Raw genomic sequence first — 17964 nt, 5'->3', positions numbered from 1 at the left:
GAGACACAATGTACTTCTGTCTCAGTCCGGAATCAAGGGATGTTGAGGCGTCAGCACCTAGAATGGAGAGTCACTTAATTCTGCTGTCGCCGGTATGGGGGACGAGATATTCGTGGACTGCGCCGACGGCGCGGACCGCGCTCTCGGCAGCGGCCTCCATCGTCGAGGGCATGCCGGTCTCGGTCCAGTCGCCCGCGAGGAACAGGCCCTCGATCGGCGTGCGCTGTGGCAGGCGCAGCGCGTCGAAACCGGGCTGCGCCGAGAAGGTCGCCTGCGGCTGATGGATGACGTGGGTGCGCAGCACCTGCGCCTCGGCGAACTCGGGGTAGTGCTCGGCCAGCGATCGCAGTGCCGCCGCGGTGAATTCGGCATTGGGTAGATGGACGACATCCCACGAGGCGCTCACGGCCAGTGAGTAACAGTGCCCTGCCTCGGTCTCGACGCCGTGCATCCCCGTGGTGTCGAAAACCCACTCGATGGTGGTGTCGCGCAGATTCTCCGCGAGCCTGCGCATCCTGAGCGGACGATCCAGCCACACATACACGCTCGAGATCGGGGCGGGCTCGATCTTGCGCACGGGAGTGAAGTGGTCGTACTGCCCGAGCCGGCCGCGATCGAGCAGTGTTGTCAGCGACCACGGCGGCAAGGTGAGAACCGCCGCGTCCACCTCGATGACCCGCCCGTCGGAGAGCTGCACACCGGCGAGCCCGTCGTCGACGATCTCGAGATCGGTGACTCCGGCACCGACGACGATCTCCGCGCCGTGTGCCCTCAGATAGCGCTCGGCGGGTGCGACGAACAACTCGTGCAGACTCACCCGCGGCCAGACCGCGTCACCGGCCCTGCTGTTCCCTGACAGCGCGCGCTTGCCGATCCAGTGCAGGGTCTGGACGAACAGGGAGGCCGACACCCGCTCGGTCTTCTCGTTGAGCAGACCGATGACGAACTGATCGAGCACCAACGCGCGCAACGATTGCGGCGCACCGATCTGTCTGAACCAGCGATCGACGGTCAGGTCGTCGAGCTCCGGTGCCGGGCGCAGCGCGGCGCGGGCGATCCGCGCCCAGGTGCGCAGGGCGGCGGGCCGTTCGCGCAGCGGGATCGGTGGCCACACCATCCAGGACAGCCCGACGGCGCGGCGCAGCGTGCCCGGCAGCCAGGCGGGCGCGCGCAGGGTCAGCAGCCGGTCGGGCCCGGTCCTGATCGCGAACGGCGGGGCGTCCCAGAAGAGTTGCTCGCGCGTGCCGATGGTATCGACGTAGCGCAGCAGTGCGTCATAGCAACCGGCGAACAGGTGCTGACCGTTGTCGACCCTGCCTTCGATACCGGGCACCTCGAACGAGATCGTGCGACCGCCGAGGCGTCCTCGCTTCTCGACGAGGGTGACGCGGTGGCCTGTCTCCGCGAGCCAGACCGCCGTGGCCAATCCGGCCAGGCCCGCCCCCGCGACCAGGACGTGCGGGGATTCTTGCTGCCCCATCGGTACCTCCGGGCAATCGATGAATGTGAGAATGAATGAGAGAATTTGTCAGTCATACTCGCACAACCTCGATGTGTTCGTACAGAATGGAAACCGCTCGTGCGGAACGGAACTCGCTGCCCGGCCGATCGCGGCTGAGGCGCGAAGCGCTCGCGTCCGAAAGGGGTCAGCACGTGCGCGGCGGTAGGAGTGCGCCGCGCGGTTGATCGGGGCGTCGGGCTAGCTCCGGCGCCTCAGGAGGCTGTCGGGTCCCAGGATCTGCTCGACGACGGCGAGGAAGATCTCGGTCGATTCGTCGACGAGCTCGTCTCTGGTCAGATCGAGTGCTCCGTTGAGCCAGCCGTACACGGTCTCGTACAGCCCGCCGACGAGGTGCATAGCGGCGAGCTCGCCGTATGCGCCCGCGGCGCCGGTGCTTTCGGGGCTGAGTTGCTTGTTCACCGTCGCCAGCACCAGCGCGGCGAAGCCGCGAATCGTCGCCGTGCGGCGTGCGTTGAGGGCGGGGTTGAGCTGGGCTTCGGTGAAGGCGATGCGGATCAGTCGCGGGTCGTCGGCGACCGCCTGCAGGCCCGCGGCGATGGCCGCGTGCACCTTGTCGCGCAGGGGGTCGGGGGCGGCGCGCACACGGACGGCGATGAGCTCGGTCAGCTCACCGATGACCTGGTCGTAGACCTCGGTGACGACGGCGTCCAGGTTGGTGAAGCTCTCGTAGAAGTATCGCTCGGTCAGTCCGGCCTGGCGGCAGAGGCCGCCGACGGTGAGCCGGGCCGAGCCCTGGGTGCCGACGATCTCCCTGGCGGCCTCCAGGAACGTGACCCGGCGCTGCGCGCGCCGCTGTTCGGCAGGCACACCCGCGTACGCACGATCCTTGACCATGCGCCGAGTCTGCCACAAAGCCTTGTCAGATTTCCAAATCTGCTGCATCCTGTTGTCAGATTCGAGCGAGGAGAGAGAATCATGACCGAGGCATTCATCTACGAGGCGATCCGCACGCCGCGTGGGCGTGGCAAGAAGACCGGCGCCCTGCACGGCGTCAAGCCGCTCGACCTGGTGGTCGGGCTCATCGACGAACTGAAGACCCGCCATCCCGGACTCGATCCGGCGGCGATCGACGACATCGTGCTCGGCGTCGTGTCGCCGGTCGGCGATCAGGGTGCCGATATCGCCAAGACCGCCGCCTTGGCGGCCGGGCTGCCCGACACCGTCGCCGGCGTGCAGCTCAACCGGTTCTGCGGCTCGGGTCTCGAGGCCGTCAACACCGCCGCCCAGAAGGTGCGGTCGGGCTGGGAGCAGCTCGTCATCGCCGGTGGCGTGGAGTCGATGTCGCGGGTTCCGCTGGGCTCCGACGGCGGCGCGTGGGCGATGGATCCGGTCACCAACTACGACACCTACTTCGTGCCGCAGGGTGTCGGCGCGGACCTGATCGCCACGATCGAGGGTTTCACCCGTGAGGACGTCGACGCCTTCGCGGTGCGCTCGCAGCGCAAGGCCGCCGCCGCCTGGTCGGGTGGCTACTTCGCCAAATCCATTGTCCCGGTGCGTGATATCAACGGCGCGGTGCTGCTCGACCACGACGAGTTCATGCGCCCCGACACCACAGTGGAAAGCCTGGCCGGGCTCACCCCGTCGTTCGCGGCGATGGGGGAGATGGGCGGCTTCGACGCCGTCGCGATGCAGCGCTACCACCACGTCGAGAAGATCACCCACGTCCACCACGCCGGCAACTCCTCCGGCATCGTCGACGGTTCGGCGCTGGTACTCATCGGCAGTGAATCCGCCGGTGTCGCCGCGGGTCTCACGCCGCGTGCCCGAGTCGTCGCCTCCGCGGTGAGCGGCGCCGATTCCACGATCATGCTGACCGGCCCGGTCCCGGCGACCGAGAAGGTGCTGGCGCTGGCCGGGCTCACGGTCGACGACATCGACCTGTTCGAACTCAACGAGGCCTTCGCCTCGGTGGTGCTCAACTTCCAGAAGAAGCTGAACATCCCCGACGAGAAGCTCAACGTCAACGGCGGCGCCATCGCCATGGGCCACCCGCTCGGCGCGACCGGGGCCATGATCACCGGAACCATGGTCGACGAGCTCGAGCGACGAGGAGCGCGCCGCGCGCTGATCACGCTGTGCATCGGCGGTGGCATGGGCATCGCCACCATCATCGAGCGCGTCTGAGCGTCGGACTCCGATACCGAAGGAACAACGAAAAGCAATGACTGACAACATGATTGCCTGGGAACTCGGCGCCGATCGGGTGCTCGTGCTCACGATGGACGACCCGAACCAGTCGACCAATACGATGACCGAGGCGTTCGCGCGCGACCTCACCGCGACCGTCGACCGGCTCGAGGCCGAGCGCGACAGCTTCGACGGGGTCATCCTCACTTCTGGCAAGGACACGTTCTTCGCCGGCGGTGACCTGAACCTGCTGATGAACGCGACACCGGAGACCGCACCGCAGATCGCACTCGGCCTCGACACCTACAAGGCGGCGTTCCGTCGGCTCGAGACGCTGGGTAAGCCGGTGGTCGCCGCGATCAACGGCACCGCGCTCGGCGGCGGTTTCGAGGTCGCGCTGGCCACCCATCACCGGATCGCGCTCGACGCCAAGGGCAGCCTGCTCGGCCTGCCCGAGGTCACCTTCGGTCTGCTGCCCGGTGCCGGTGGTGTCACCCGGACAGTTCGGCTGCTCGGCATCACCAGCGCGGTGCTCAACGTCGTGGGCCAGGGCCAGCGGATGAAGCCCGCGAAGGCGTTGCAGGTCGGCATCGTTCACGAAGTCGCCGCCACCCGCGAGGAGATGTTCGACAAGGCTCGCGCCTGGATCGCGGCCAACCCCGAGGCCGCGCAGCCGTGGGACGTGAAGGGCTACAAAGTCCCCGGCGGCACCCCGTCGAGCCCGGCGGTGGCGGCCAACCTGCCCGCGTTCCCGGCGAATGTGCGCAAGCAGCTCAAGGGTTCGCCGATGCCCGCACCGATCGCGGTGCTCGCGACCGCGGTGGAGGGCGCGCAGGTCGATATCGACACCGCGTTCGCGATCGAGACCCGCTACTGCACCCGCCTGATCTGTGGCCAGGTCTCGACGAACATGATCAAGTCACTGTTCTTCGATCTGGGCACGATCAACAAGGGCGGCAGCCGCCCCGAAGGCTTCCCCGTGCGCACGCCGGAGAAGGTCCTCGTGCTCGGCGCGGGCATGATGGGCGCGGGCATCGCCTATGTGCAGGCCCGCGCCGGCATGCAGGTCGTGCTCAAGGACGTCACGATCGAGGCGGCCGAGCGCGGAAAGGCCTACTCGGCCAAGCTGCTCGACAAGGCCTTGCGCAAGGGCGCGATCACCCAGGACAAGTACGACGAGATCCTCGGTCGCATCCACCCGTCCGCGGACTCCGCCGATGCTGCCGGTTGCGACTTCGTCGTCGAGGCGGTGTTCGAGGATCCGGGTCTGAAGAAGAAGGTGTTCGGCGAGATCGAACACCTGGTGAACGCGGACGCGCTGCTCGGATCCAACACCTCGACCCTACCGATCACCGATCTGTCCACGGGCGTGCAGCGGCCGAAGGACTTCATCGGACTGCACTTCTTCTCCCCGGTGGACAAGATGCCGCTGGTCGAGATCGTCGTCGGCGAGCAGACCAGCGACGAGGCGATCGCCCGTGCCGTCGATTACACCCTCGCCATCAAGAAGACCCCGATCGTGGTCAACGACAGTCGCGGCTTCTTCACCAGCCGGGTGATCGGCCAGTTCATGGACGAGGCGATCTCGCTGGTCGCCGAGGGCGTGCATCCGGCCTCGGTCGAACAAGCCGCCACCCAGGCCGGGTACCCGGTCGGTGCGCTGGCGCTGGCCGATGAGATCAATATGAAGCTGGCGCAGAAGATCCGGCGCAGCCTGAAGGAGAATCTGCTCGCCGAGGGCAAGAACTGGGTCGACTCGAAGGCGTACCCGCTCGTCGACGCGATGGTCGACGACTTCGAGCGCCCGGGCCGGCTCGAGGGTCGCGGCTTCTACGAATACGACGCCGACGGCAAGAAGCTGGGCCTGTGGCCGGGACTGGTCGAGAAGTACACCCGCGACGATCACGGCATCGCGTTCATCGACATGCAGGAACGGATGCTGTTCGCCGAATCCCTCGATACCGTGCGGTGTTTCGACGAGGGTGTGCTGCGCACCGTGCCGGACGCGAACATCGGTTCCATCTTCGGCATCGGGTTCCCGGCCTGGACCGGCGGCGTCATCCAGTACATCAACCAGTACGCGGGCGGTCTGGCCGGCTTCGTCGCGCGTGCCGATGAGCTGCGGGCCGCCTACGGCGACCGGTTCGAGGTCCCGGAGTCGTTGCGAGTCAAGGCCGCCGCCGGGGAAACTCTCGGCTGACGGTCACGACGACGAACAGAACCCCCGCCGCCCGGGAATACCGGGCGGCGGGGGTTCTGTGCTGGAACGGGCTACAGCGAACGGGCGATCAGTTCCTTCATGATCTCGTTCGTTCCCGCGAGAATACGAAGCACCCGCGCACTGGTGAAGATCTCCGAGATCGGGTACTCGGTCATGAACCCGTATCCGCCGAACAACTGCAGGCAGCGGTCGGCGACCACGCTCAACTGATCGGTGAGCCAGTACTTGGCCATCGACGCCGTTGCCACGTCGAGCTCGCCTGCCAGGTGGTCGGTGAGGCAGTCATCGAGGAAGACGCGACCGATTCTGGCGATGGTGGCGCACTCGGCGAGCTCGAACTTGGTGTTCTGGAAGCCGAGCAGCGATTTTCCGAACGCTTGCCGATCCTTGGTGTAGGCGATGGTCATCGCGACCGCGGCCTCCATCGACGCCACGGCCATCACCGCGCAGACGAGTCGCTCCTGCTGGAGCAGCTTCATCATCTGATAGAAGCCCTGGCCCTCGGCCTCGCCGAGCAGGTTGCCGACCGGCACCCGCAGGCCGTCGAAGAACAGCTCGGCGGTGTCCTGGCCGGTGCCGCCGATCTTGGACAGGGTCCGCCCGCGGGTGAAGCCGGGGGTGTCGTCACCGACCTCCGCGACGATGAGCGACACCCCGGCGGCGCCCTTGTCGGGGTCGGTCTTGGCGGCGATGATGACCGCGTCGCAGAGCGCGCCGTTGCTGATGAACATCTTCGAACCGGTGATGACGTACTCGTCGCCGTCGCGCACCGCCCTGGTCTGAATGTTCTGCAGGTCCGATCCCGTTCCCGGTTCGGTCATCGCGATCGAGAGCAGGCACTCGCCGCTGACCACCTTGGGCAGCAGGCGCGCCTTGAGCTCTTCGGAGGCGAACTCGACGAGGTAGGGCGCGATGATCCCGGAGTGGATCGCGAGGCCCATGGAGGTGTCGCCTGCCTTCGACTGGGCCTCGATGATCGCCGCCTCGTGGGCGAAGGTGCCGCCTCCGCCGCCGTACTCTTCGGGAACAGACGGGGCCAGCAACCCGAGCTTGCCTGCTTTGAGGTAGAGGTCACGGTCGGGGTGACCCTGCTGTTTGTACCGCTCGGCGCCAGGAAGCACCTCTTTCTCGAAGAACTTCGTCGCGAGTTCGCGAACGGCTTCGATCTCATCGTCTACCCAGCCCGCTTGTGCGGTCATCCGTGCCTCCCAGGACGCAATCTGCCTCAATCTGCGGAAACAGATTGTCAGATATATTGGCACGGCGTCAATAGGGAATGCTCGGCGGTCGGGGTCGCCGTGATCAGCGGCGACCCCGGGTGCGCCGGTAGGCGGCCGGAGTGGTGGCCGTCCAGCGCTTGAAGGCGCGGATGAAGGGGGCCGCCTCGGTGTAGCCGAGCCGCACGGCGATCTCCTCGACCGAGAGCGCGGTGGCGGTCAGCATGTCCTCGGCCAGACCGCGCCGCGCCTCGTCGAGCAGGACGCGGTAGCTGGTGCCGTCGGTGGCGAGATGCCGTCGTAGCGTGCGGCCGGTGGTGCCGAGGTCGTGGGCGACCGCGTCCAGCGACGGCGGAATCGCGATTCCCGCGGTACCGGTGCCTGCCAGCAGATGGTCGCGAACCTCGGCCGCTATCCCGGTGCGGGTGGTCCGGCGGTCGATCAGTTCACGGCATTGCGCCAGGCACAGCGCCAGCGTGGCCTGATTCGCCTGCGGCAGTGGCTGATTCAGGGTTTCGGCGGTGATCGTGATACTGGTTTCGGCCTGCCCGTATCGGGGGTCGACGCCCAGGATCGCGGCGATGTCGTCGCCATAGCCGGGTTCCGGGAACGCGAACCGCGCCTGGTGGATATCCACCGGTCGGCCGAGCAGGTCGTCGAGCACCCGATGCATCGCGAAGGTGTCGCGTTCGACGAGGAACTGCTGGACGTCATCCGGGATCCGATCGTGTCGGATCCGGGCAACCATCTGCTGGTCGTGGAACTCCACGACCGGTGTGCAGAACGCGAAGCTCAACTGGAAGTAGCTCAGCGCCAAGGAGATCGCCTCGCCGAGGGTGGGACTGGTGATCCAGGCGTAGCCGTAGATACCGAAGGCGCTGATGCGGTAACTGCGCCCCAGCTCGATGCCGAGCGCTGGCCGGGTTCCGAGTTCGCGCAGCAGATTGCGAACCACCAGCAGTTCCGTGCGGGCATCGATCTGGCGGTCGGCGGAGTCGAGGTCGGCGACGGACAGACCCGTACCGGCGAGGATCGACGTGGCGTCGGCTCCGTGTTCGACGGCGAACCGGTGCATCACGGCGACGCTGGCAACACCCCGGGGGAAGTCCCACGTGTCCACTGCTGGCTCCTGTCGCGCGCGCATGCCTTCCATTATGGCCTGAAATGTCAATTTTCTGTCCGCGGGCATCCTCGTTCTCGCGTCGACGGCGACCTACCGTTGACCGCAGAGATCACTGACATGAGGAGCTGGGCTATGCGCACTCGGACAATGCCGTCCGCTGTCATCATCGGCACCGGGTTCGGCGGCCTCGGCATGGCGATGGAACTGCTGCGCCACGGCTTCGACGACCTCGTCATCCTGGAGCGGGCGTCGGATGTGGGTGGGGTGTGGCGGGAGAACACCTACCCGGGCGCCGGGTGCGATATTCCCTCCCCGCTCTACTCGTACTCGTATGCGCCGAAATCCGATTGGCCCAAGCGGTTCTCGGGACAGCCCGATATCCACGCGTATCTGCGGGATGTGGCGCGCGACAACGGCCTGCGCGAGCGGATCCGGTTCGGGTCCGAGGTGACCGAAGCCGAATTCGACGATGCGAGCGGGAAATGGACGGTGCGCACCGCCGACGGCTACGAGGCAACCACCGACGTGCTGATTTCCGCGGTCGGTCAGCTCTCGCGGCCCGCGCTGCCCACCATCGCCGGGATCAGCTCATTCGCCGGACCGGCCTTCCACTCCGCGGAGTGGGACCACAGTGTCGACCTGACGGGTAAGCGGGTCGCCGTTGTCGGTACCGGTGCCAGTGCGATCCAGTTCGTGCCCGCGATCCAGCCGCAGGTGGGGGCCCTGACACTGTTCCAGCGCTCGGCGGCGTGGGTGCTGCCCAAGCCCGATGTCGAGTACAAGGCGTGGCATCACCGGATGTTCGCGACGGTGCCGCCGGTTCGCCTCGCCGAGCGATTCGCGGTCTGGGCCCTGTGCGAGTTTCTGTCGCTGGGCATCGCTGATGTCACCGCGATCAGGGGCCTGGTCACCAGGATCGCCGTGAACCATCTGCGCACGCAGGTCAGCGACCCGCAACTGCGCGCGAAACTGACGCCCGACTACCCGGCCGGCTGCAAACGTGGGCTGTTCTCCAACAACTACTATCCGGCACTCACCCAGCCGAACGTGCGGGTGGAGACGACCGAGATCGCCGAAGTGGTGCCGACCGGGGTGAAAACCGCCGACGGCGTGCTGCACGAAGTCGACGTGATCATCTACGGAACCGGGTTCAAGGGCACCGAATTCCTGTGGCCGATGGCGATTCGCGGCGCGAACGGGCGCAAGCTCGAGGACGAGTGGCAGGGCGGTGCCCGCGCCTACCACGGCATCACGGTGCCCGGCTTCCCGAACATGTTCATGGTGTACGGGCCCAATACGAATCTGGGCGTCGGCTCGATCGTCTACATGATCGAATCGCAGGCTCGCTACATCCGCCAGGCGCTCGAGGAACTGTCCCGCCACCCGGCGCACACCCTCGATGTCCGGCGTGCGGTGGCCGAGGAATACGACGTGAAGCTGCAAGCCCGGCTCGCCCGTACGCCGTGGGGTCTGTGCTCGAGCTGGTATCGCAACGCCGCGGGCCGGATCACCAACAACTGGCCGGGCGCGGTCCTGAGTTATCGACTACAGACCCGAGCCCTGCGCCCCGAGCACTATCACCTGACCACCAACACGACAACGCCTGCGGGCCAGTGATATTCGCGGACGGGAATTCGAAAGAGGCTCATCGATGAAGCTGACCAACGGCACCGCGGCCGAGGTACGCGAGAAGGTGCGGGCGGTGCGCCGGTTGCACCAGACCGGCCTGATCGACCTGTGGCGACCGCGCCGGATCAAGCGCATGATCGCGCTCAACAACTCCTACGGCCCACAAGCGGCGATGATCAGCGCCGGGGCGGCCGATCGGCCCGACGAACCCGCGCTGGCCGACGAGCACGGCGTGCTGACCTACCGCGAGCTCGACGAACAGTCAAACGCCTTGGCCCACGGTCTGCTCGGGCAGGGCCTGCGCGGCGGCGAGGTGGTCGGCGTGCTGGCTCGTGACCATCGTGGCCTGGTGCTGGCGATGGTGGCGGCAGGCAAGGCAGGGTTGCGGCTGGCCATGCTGAACACCAGTTTCGCCAAGCCGCAACTCACCGAAGTCGCTGTGCGGGAGAAGGTTCGCGCGATTCTGTTCGACAGTGAATTCGCCGGGCTCATCGATGCCCTGCCCGAGACGATGCCCCGGATCCTCACCTGGGTCGACGCGGAACACACGCCGCTGCCGAGCACGGTGACCATCGACATGCTGGTGGCGGCGAACAGTAATGCCCCGCTGCCCCCGCCGGACCGGCCCGCGGGCTTCATCATCCTCACCAGCGGCACCACCGGTCTGCCCAAGGGTGCGCCGCGCACCAAGGTCTCTCCGTTCGCCACCGCCCTGGTCGTCGACCGGGTGCCGTTCCCTCGCGGTGGGGTCGTCATGATCGCGACTCCGGTTTTCCACACCACCGGGATGGGGACCTGGACGATAGCCAGCGCGCTCGGCGCCGAGATCGTGCTGCGGCGCCGCTTCGACGCGCAGGCCACCTTGGCGGCGATCGAGCGGCATTCGGTCGAGATGCTGGTCGCGGTGCCGACCCAGTTGAACCGCATTCTCGCGCTCGGTCCCGACGTCATCGCCGAGTACGACACCTCGACGCTGCGCACGGTTTTCGTCGGCGGCGCACCGCTGCCCCCCGACCTGGCGATCCGATGGCAGGATGCGTTCGGTGACGTGCTCTACAACGGGTACGGCTCCACCGAGGTCGCGATCACCGCTGTCGCCCAGCCGCACGAATTGCGTCGTGTGCCGGGCACCGTCGGGCGGGCACCGGTCACCGCGCGCATCGCGCTCTACGACAGCGACGATCGCCGAATCACCGCGGCGAACGTCTCGGGGCGAATCTTCGCCCGCACCGTCGCCCCGTTCGAGGGGTACACCGACGGAAAGACCAAACAGATCATCGACGGGTACATGTCGACCGGGGACATGGGCCACTTCGACGCTGATGGGCTGCTGTTCATCGACGGCCGCGACGACGACATGGTCGTCTGCGGTGGCGAGAACGTCTATCCGCTGGAGGTGGAGAATCTGCTGGCGGGTCGCGCCGATATCGCCGATGTCGCGGTGATCGGTGTCGACGACGCGGACTTCGGACAGCGGCTGCGTGCCTTCATCGTCGCCGCCACGGACGACAAGCCGGACGTGCAGGAGATCAAGAACTACGTCAAGGACAACCTCGCCAGGTACAAGGTGCCCCGTGACGTGGTGTTCCTCGACGAGATGCCCCGCAATCCCACCGGCAAGATCGTGCGCAAGGCGCTGACCGAGTATGTCGTCGACGGACACGGGGGGCGGTGAGCGTCATGACCGAATACGACTACGACGTGATTGTGATCGGTTCCGGCTTCGGCGGCAGCGTCACCGCGCTGCGGCTGACCGAGAAGGGCTACCGCGTCGGCGTTCTCGAATCCGGGCGGCGATGGAATCCCGAGGATTTCCCGAAGTCCAACTGGAATATCCGCAAGTCGCTGTGGATGCCCCGACTCGGCTTGACCGGGCCGCAGCGGATCAGCGTTCTCGGCAAGTGCGCGGTGTTCAGCGGGTCGGGTGTCGGTGGTGGGTCGGTGATCTACGGTAACACCCTGTACGAGCCGCTGCCCGCGTTCTACGAAGACCGTGCGTGGTCGCACATCACGGACTGGAAATCGGAGCTGGCGCCGTATTACGACCAGGCCAAGCGGATGCTCGGCGTGCAAACCAATCCGCGCGTCGGGCCCAAAGATGAAGTGCTGCTGAAGATTTCCGAGGGCCGCGGGGTTGCCGACACGTTCCATCGCACGAATGTCGGGGTCTTCTTCAACGAGGGTGCGGAGGGCACGGAGGTGCCCGATCCGTACTTCGGTGGTGCCGGGCCGACGCGCGCGGGCTGCATCCATTGCTCCGAATGCCTGACCGGCTGCACGCACAATGCCAAGAACACCACCACGGTGAACTATCTGTATCTGGCCGAACGCAACGGGGCCGAAGTGCACCCGCTCACCACGGTCACCTCGGTGCGGCCGGACGGCAACGGCGGCTACCTCGTGGAGACCATGCGGTCGGGCGGTATCGTCCGCCGGAACCGGAACCGGCGCCGGTTCACGGCGCGCCAGGTCGTCTTCGCCGCGGCTGCGTTGGGTACCCAGAAGTTGCTGCACCGCATGCGAAACGATGGTGTGCTGCCCGGGTTGTCGCCTCGGCTCGGGGAGCTGACCAGAAGCAATTCCGAGGCGGTGGTCGCGGTATGCAGTCGTAGCCGGTACGACCTGTCCCAGGGTGTGGCGATCACCTCCTCGATTCATCCCGAGCCGCACACCCATATCGAGGTGTGCTCGTACGGCAAAGGACAGAACGCGCTGTTCACCCAGGGCCTGCCGATGGTCGACGGCGGCGCGTTCCGGATGCTGCGGCTACTGCTCATGGTGGCGGCGCATCCGCTCGAGTTCATCCGGTTGAAGAATGTCCACCGTGCTGCCGAGCGCTCGGTCGTGCTGCTCGTGATGCAATCGCTCGACAACTCGCTGACCTCCTTCTTGAAAGGCCGGCGTCTGGTCACCAGACAGGGGTCGGGGGAGCCGAATCCCGAGTGGATCCCGATCGCGCACGAGATCGCTCGGGAGTACGCCGCCGAAATCGATGGTGACGCGGGAAATCTGGTCACCGACCTGCTGGGTATTCCGGCCACCGCGCACTACATCGGCGGCGCCACCATCGGTGACTCCGCCGACACCGGCGTGGTCGACCCCTGGCAGCGGGTCTACGGGTATCCAGGCCTGCACATCGCCGACGGCAGTGCGGTCACGGCCAATCTCGGGGTGAACCCGTCGTTGACCATCACCGCGCAAGCAGAGCGCGCGATGGCGTTCTGGCCCAACAAGGGTGATGCCGACCCTCGTCCCGCGCTGGGTTCTGCTTACGTCCGTCTCGCACCGATCCTGCCCAAGCGGCCCGCTGTTCCCGCCACCGCGCCCGCGGCACTGCGCTACTCGGTTCAGGATTGACCGCACCATCGTCGAACCACCACGACGCCCCGCAGCGCTTCGGCGCTGCGGGGCGTCGGTGCGTAGCGGCACTGACCGAAAGCCCCCGCTGAGTCGATTAGTCGAATATCATCTCACTGTATCATTGCCTTAGTGGCTCTCAGAAGAAGGAGGCGCAGGACTATGCGTCAAGTGTCAACGGTGACCGATCCTGTGACGGCGAGCGATGTCGACGGAGTCCTGCGGTGTCGATACGGCACCGTCGAGGACTTCGACATCGAGCGATTCCTCGACGGGATCGGCGCCTTCGCCGGGGCGGGCGCGAATGTGATCGTGCAGCTCGCGAACCGGCCGGTGGGCTACGGCGTCGTCGAGAGCACCGTCGAGTCCGGCCGCGCCGACGTCCATCCGTGGAAGCGGTTGCGCACCACGCTGACCTACATCGCGGTGGCGATGCTCGGTACCGAGCAGGACCGGGACGAGTATCGACAGGCCGTGGGTAGCGTCCATCGACGCGTTCGTTCCGCGCCCGGCGCCGAGGTGAAGTACAACGCGTTCGACCCCGAACTGCAGAAGTGGGTCGCGGTCTGCCTGTGCTGGGGAGTCATGGATACCCACGAACGCCTCTACGGGCCACTGGACAGGGCCACCAAAGAGGTCTTCGTGCAGTACGGGGCCAGATTCGGCACCGGGTTGCAGATGAAGCCCGACATGTGGTTTGCCGACCTGGCGGCCTTCGACAGCTACTTCGAATCGGGGCTGGCGAACATGCAGATCGACGACCTGGTCGCCGAATATCTGCGCAAACTGGTCGGATTGCGCAATGTTCCGAGGCCGCGTCGGCTTGCCGACTTTCATCGTTTCGCCGTCACCGGACTGCTGCCCGAAACCATGCGCGCACAGCTCTACCTTCCGTGGACCGACGAACAGGAGCGGCGGCATCGGCTGATGTTCCGTGCCATCGGGGCCGTCTACGGACGGCTACCCGTCCGTGCGCGGATCGTGCCGTACTCGACGATGCTGCGGGACATGCGGCGGCGTCAGCGGCTCGGCCGCCCCCTGGTCTGACAGAGTCGAGGTTGCGGGCTACCGGCAGATCACATTATGTTCGGGCTCTTGTCAGCTGAGGGGAATGGGATATGGCCGAGTCGATCAGGTTGCTGGCACGTATTCGCGGACACGGCGGTGTCGAGCGCGATAACGCCGACGTCCTGAACGGCGCCTTGGCCGCGTTTCTGGACTTCGGGATCAAGCGCACCAGCATGGCGGAAGTAGCCCGCCGTGGCGGTCTGTCCCTGGCGACGCTGTATCGCCGGTTCGGTGGGAAGACCGACGTGGTCCAGGCGGTGGGGCTCTGGCAGGTGCGACACCTGCTGGAGCAGGCCGACGCCTCGATGCGCCGGCAGGCCGACGAGGGCGCCAGCGCCGAAGACCAGATCGTCGAACTGTTCGTCGCCTTCGCCCTCGGCTTGCGGAACAACCCGTTGCTCGACCGCCTGCTCGCCACCGACGCCGCCACCGTCCTGCCCTACCTCACCACCGGTGGAGCACCGGTGATCGAGCTCGGTCGCGACTTCCTGGCCGAGTTCATCACCCGCTTGCAGGAGGCGGGCAAGCTCCCCGCCTACGACCCGCTCCCCGTTGCCGAGTTGGTGGCGCGTACCGCGCTCTCGCTGGTGCTGACCAGGCCGACGGTCATCCCGCTCGACGACGAGGCGGCGGCGCGCCGATTCGCCCGCGATCACATCGCACCCGGGTTCCGTCCGCTGGACGTGCGCACGGCGACCCAGGAGACCGGCGCCGCGCCTCGCTGATTCCCTGGCGTGGGGCAGCGACCACCGCGTGCCGCGGACAGATGAGTCACCGGCTCGGTGAGACATCCGTCCGCGGCCGGACCTCTACCTGCCGAAGCGGCGCCTGCCGCGAGCGCCGGTCGCGCGCATCGCGTTCCGCATGAAGCCGAAGTTCTTGAGGCTGTACGGGTACCAGACGAGTTCGGACTTCTGGGTCGGCAACGCCGGAGCCGTGATCGCCTGCTTGCGGCAGTACTTGCGCACGCCGTCGGCACCGCCGAATCGGTACCCGGTGCCGGACTGGCCCCAACCACCGTGGGGGAGCGCGAAATTGAACAGATTGATGGTGGCGTCGTTGATATTCACCGCGCCGACGGCCAGTCGCCGCGCGATTGCCTGCCCGCGGGACTTGTTGCCCGTCCACACCGAGGCCGACAGTCCGTACTCGGAGTCGTTGGCGAGCCGGATCGCCTCGTTCGCATCGGCGACCTTGATGACCGGGATCGTCGGGCCGAACGTTTCCTCGGTGATGCACGACATCGAGTGATCGACGTCGACCAGGACCGTCGGTTCGAAGAAGTTGCCCTCGCCTGTCGCCTTGCCGCCGGTGAGCGCTCGCGCGCCTTGGGCCAGCGCGTCATCGACGTGGCGGGTGACGATGTCGAGCTGGGCCTGGTTGGCGAGTGGGCCGACGTCGATGTTTCCGCTGCGGTCGTCGCGGCCGAGCCGCAGCGTCTTGACGTGGGCCACCAGCTTGTTCACGAACTCGTCGTACACCGCGGCCTCGACGTACACCCGCTCCACCGACACGCACAGCTGTCCGGCGTTGGTCAGTGCGCCGAAGGCGATGCCGTTGGCCGCGCGGTCGAGGTCGGCGTCGGCCAGCACGATCGCCGGGTCCTTGCCGCCCATCTCGAGGCTGTAGGGCAGCGTGCGTTCCGCGCAGGCGACCGCGATGCGGCGACCGGTGTTGCCGGAGCCGGTGAACTGGATGAAATCAGCGTTGCCGACCACCGCGGCACCGGTGGCGCCGGATCCGGAGACCACCGTGAACACCGGCGGCGCACCGATCTCGGCCCAGCCGCGCGCGAGGGCGAGCGGCGTCAGTGGGGTCACCTCCGAGGGCTTGAGCAGCACCGCGGCGCCCGCGGCGAGCGCCGGGACGAGGTCGGAGGCAGGCATGGCGAGAGGGAAGTTCCACGGCGTGATGATGCCGACCACCGGATACGGCGTGTACGTGGTGGTCAGCTTCTTGACCCGCATCAACGGGGTGTGGGGGCTCACGGCGGTATCGGCGAGAAACTTCGCGGCGTTTCGCGCGTAGTAGCCCAGCAGGTCGACGGTGAACGCGACCTCGACCTCGGCCTCCACCCGAGGTTTTCCTGACTCGTCTTGAATCGAGTCCGCCAGCTCGTCGCTGTGGTCGAGCACCCAATCCTGCAGCTTGAGCAGCCACTGCTTGCGCCCGGCCGCGCTGATCGAAGCCCACCGCGGCTGTGCTGTGCGCAGCGCGGCCGCGGCTGCGGCGACCTCCTCCGGGGTCGACACGGCGACGGTGCCGACCAGTTCTCCGGACGCTGGGTTGCGAACAGCCAGTTCAGCGGCGTCGACGGTGGGTGTGGCGGAATCAGACACATTTTCTCCTGGATAGCCGTATCGGACTACCAACCACCTTAGACAGAGTGAGATGTTTTGTATATCACTCTGTCATTTCGATGACCGGCTCAGATCTTCGGGTCGAAACGGATCCGCCATGTTCATCCGCTATTTGCCCCTGCTTGCAAATATCAGAACAGGTGGAAGCCGTGTTTGACCGCTATATGTTACCGAGGATTCTCTCACTGGTGAAGAGGAAAGGGAATCAAAATGGTGATCAGGAAAGCTGGATCGGATCCGACTACAGCTCCCGGCCCGCACGATGGACGAGACCTGCGCACCTGTCGGCGCGCGCGGAAGGAACGTAGCGAATCCTGCGCGGTGCTACCGTCGCCGCCATCCGCAGGCCGGTGGCGTAGGAGCGGAACGCGGCCCGATCTCCCGGTCTGGACCGGACGTCGAGCAGTTCCTTGGTGCGAGGGTGGAGCAACTCGCGGACGGCGACGGATGGCAGGAGTCGCGGGACCCAGCTGGTCGGACGCACGATCTCGGGTGCGAGCGTGCGACCGGCTGGGGTGAGGCGTAACTGCTGTGCGCACACCCGTTCGAAATAATCGCCGAAACCCGCCCAGTCCTGCGGCATGGCCCGCGCCGACACGCCGAATCGCAGATACCACTCGCAGCACTCCTCGTACAGCCGTTCATGGTCGCGATCCGACATCGGCGCGATGAAGGTGTTGATCGCGACCACCAGCGTCTCCACATAGGTCGCGTGCTGAAAGTGGAACAGGTCCGGATTCAGTGCGTGGAAGCGCGCGCCACGGTCGTCGGTTCCGCCGATGTGCCCATGAATGTTGACCATGCGGTGCTGCTGGTCCCGATCGTGATAGGCCATGTGAACCGTCTGCGACACGGTTCGCGCTTTGTGGTACCACAGCCGCATCGCGATGTGTTCGTCGAGAGCTGTCGCGATGGCTGGGTGCAGAATCTGTAGCCCCACCGCGCGCGGCAGGGCGAGCAGAAATCGTCGATCGCCGACGTACCGGCGAAGCAGCGAGGTCCCTTTGTGTGGTGCGGTGGGCACGGGAGACGGTGTGGTCATGGTCGGCTCCGTTCGAAGACTGGCAGCTGTCAGGGGCTGTCGAGGGGTGGAGATCGCCATGAATGCGCAGCCGAGCAGCTGGACTGGCGTATGGCTCGCCTGCCTCGCGTGGGCGTGATGATGGTGCTGCCAGGGGGTGGCGTAGAGCATCGCGAACGGGGAGCGAAACTCGCGGTGTCGGTCTCCGTGGCCGGGCCGACGGCGCAGCCGCTGGAATCCCGGGACGAGGTAGCTCGCCGGCAGACAGCAGGGCATCGTTACCTCATCCGATTCTGGGCGGGCCGCCTCGAATAAT

General features: G+C 66.6%; 13 protein-coding genes. 7 read left to right on the top strand and 6 right to left on the bottom strand.

Going from position 1 to position 17964, the window contains the following annotated elements:
- Nucleotides 1–70: 70 nt before the first annotated feature.
- Nucleotides 71–1480 (bottom strand): hydroxysqualene dehydroxylase HpnE, encoded by a 1410-nt coding sequence (gene hpnE, locus ACWFRF_RS19215; RefSeq protein ID WP_378990148.1) that lies wholly within the window; start codon nt 1478–1480, stop codon nt 71–73.
- A gap of 219 nt (nt 1481–1699) precedes the next feature.
- Nucleotides 1700–2356 carry a TetR/AcrR family transcriptional regulator gene (locus ACWFRF_RS19210; protein WP_452451365.1) on the bottom strand — a complete coding sequence of 219 codons (657 nt, stop codon included), beginning with the start codon at nt 2354–2356 and terminating at the stop codon, nt 1700–1702.
- A gap of 78 nt (nt 2357–2434) precedes the next feature.
- Here ACWFRF_RS19210 and ACWFRF_RS19205 point away from each other — a divergent pair, with 78 nt between their 5' ends.
- Together ACWFRF_RS19205 and ACWFRF_RS19200 are read left to right on the top strand one after the other, a co-directional pair.
- The gene (locus tag ACWFRF_RS19205; protein WP_378629992.1) at nt 2435–3649 is read left to right on the top strand and encodes an acetyl-CoA C-acetyltransferase; all 1215 of its coding nucleotides are present in this window, start codon (nt 2435–2437) and stop codon (nt 3647–3649) included.
- 37 nt (nt 3650–3686) lie between these two features.
- The gene (locus ACWFRF_RS19200) at nt 3687–5852 is read left to right on the top strand and encodes a 3-hydroxyacyl-CoA dehydrogenase NAD-binding domain-containing protein (protein ID WP_452451296.1); all 2166 of its coding nucleotides are present in this window, start codon (nt 3687–3689) and stop codon (nt 5850–5852) included.
- 71 nt (nt 5853–5923) lie between these two features.
- Here the strand turns inward: ACWFRF_RS19200 and ACWFRF_RS19195 are convergent, their stop codons facing one another.
- Nucleotides 5924–7072: an acyl-CoA dehydrogenase family protein gene (locus ACWFRF_RS19195; RefSeq protein ID WP_379317732.1), complete on the bottom strand. Its 1149-nt coding sequence runs from the start codon at nt 7070–7072 to the stop codon at nt 5924–5926.
- Nucleotides 7073–7175: 103 nt separating this feature from the next.
- The gene (locus tag ACWFRF_RS19190; protein WP_452451294.1) at nt 7176–8210 is read right to left on the bottom strand and encodes an AraC family transcriptional regulator; all 1035 of its coding nucleotides are present in this window, start codon (nt 8208–8210) and stop codon (nt 7176–7178) included.
- Between the two features lie 135 nt (nt 8211–8345).
- Here ACWFRF_RS19190 and ACWFRF_RS19185 point away from each other — a divergent pair, with 135 nt between their 5' ends.
- The 5 genes from ACWFRF_RS19185 (at nt 8346) to ACWFRF_RS19165 (ending at nt 14992) form a co-directional block, all read left to right on the top strand.
- Nucleotides 8346–9830, top strand: a complete 1485-nt coding sequence (locus ACWFRF_RS19185) for a flavin-containing monooxygenase (RefSeq protein ID WP_379316676.1) — start codon at nt 8346–8348, stop codon at nt 9828–9830.
- Between the two features lie 34 nt (nt 9831–9864).
- A complete protein-coding gene (locus tag ACWFRF_RS19180; RefSeq protein ID WP_452451292.1) occupies nt 9865–11517 on the top strand; it encodes an acyl-CoA synthetase in 1653 nt (550 codons plus the stop codon).
- A gap of 5 nt (nt 11518–11522) precedes the next feature.
- Nucleotides 11523–13199: a GMC oxidoreductase gene (locus tag ACWFRF_RS19175; RefSeq protein ID WP_452451291.1), complete on the top strand. Its 1677-nt coding sequence runs from the start codon at nt 11523–11525 to the stop codon at nt 13197–13199.
- 180 nt (nt 13200–13379) lie between these two features.
- On the top strand, nt 13380–14246 hold the full coding sequence (locus ACWFRF_RS19170; protein WP_452451289.1) for an oxygenase MpaB family protein: 867 nt from the start codon (nt 13380–13382) through the stop codon (nt 14244–14246).
- 71 nt (nt 14247–14317) lie between these two features.
- On the top strand, nt 14318–14992 hold the full coding sequence (locus ACWFRF_RS19165; RefSeq protein ID WP_387444792.1) for a TetR/AcrR family transcriptional regulator: 675 nt from the start codon (nt 14318–14320) through the stop codon (nt 14990–14992).
- Between the two features lie 84 nt (nt 14993–15076).
- On the opposite strand, the gene ACWFRF_RS19160 is transcribed toward ACWFRF_RS19165, so the two are convergent.
- Both ACWFRF_RS19160 and ACWFRF_RS19155 read right to left on the bottom strand, forming a co-directional pair.
- Entirely contained in the window at nt 15077–16606 is a 1530-nt protein-coding gene (locus ACWFRF_RS19160; protein ID WP_378990133.1) for an aldehyde dehydrogenase family protein, read from the bottom strand.
- Nucleotides 16607–16868: 262 nt separating this feature from the next.
- The gene (locus tag ACWFRF_RS19155; RefSeq protein ID WP_452451287.1) at nt 16869–17669 is read right to left on the bottom strand and encodes an oxygenase MpaB family protein; all 801 of its coding nucleotides are present in this window, start codon (nt 17667–17669) and stop codon (nt 16869–16871) included.
- Nucleotides 17670–17964 lie beyond the last annotated feature (295 nt).

The sequence above is a fragment of the Nocardia sp. NPDC055165 genome, from assembly GCF_053606985.1.
The sequence above is the reverse complement of the archived record's forward strand: the minus strand, read 5'-3'. Positions and strand labels throughout refer to the sequence as shown.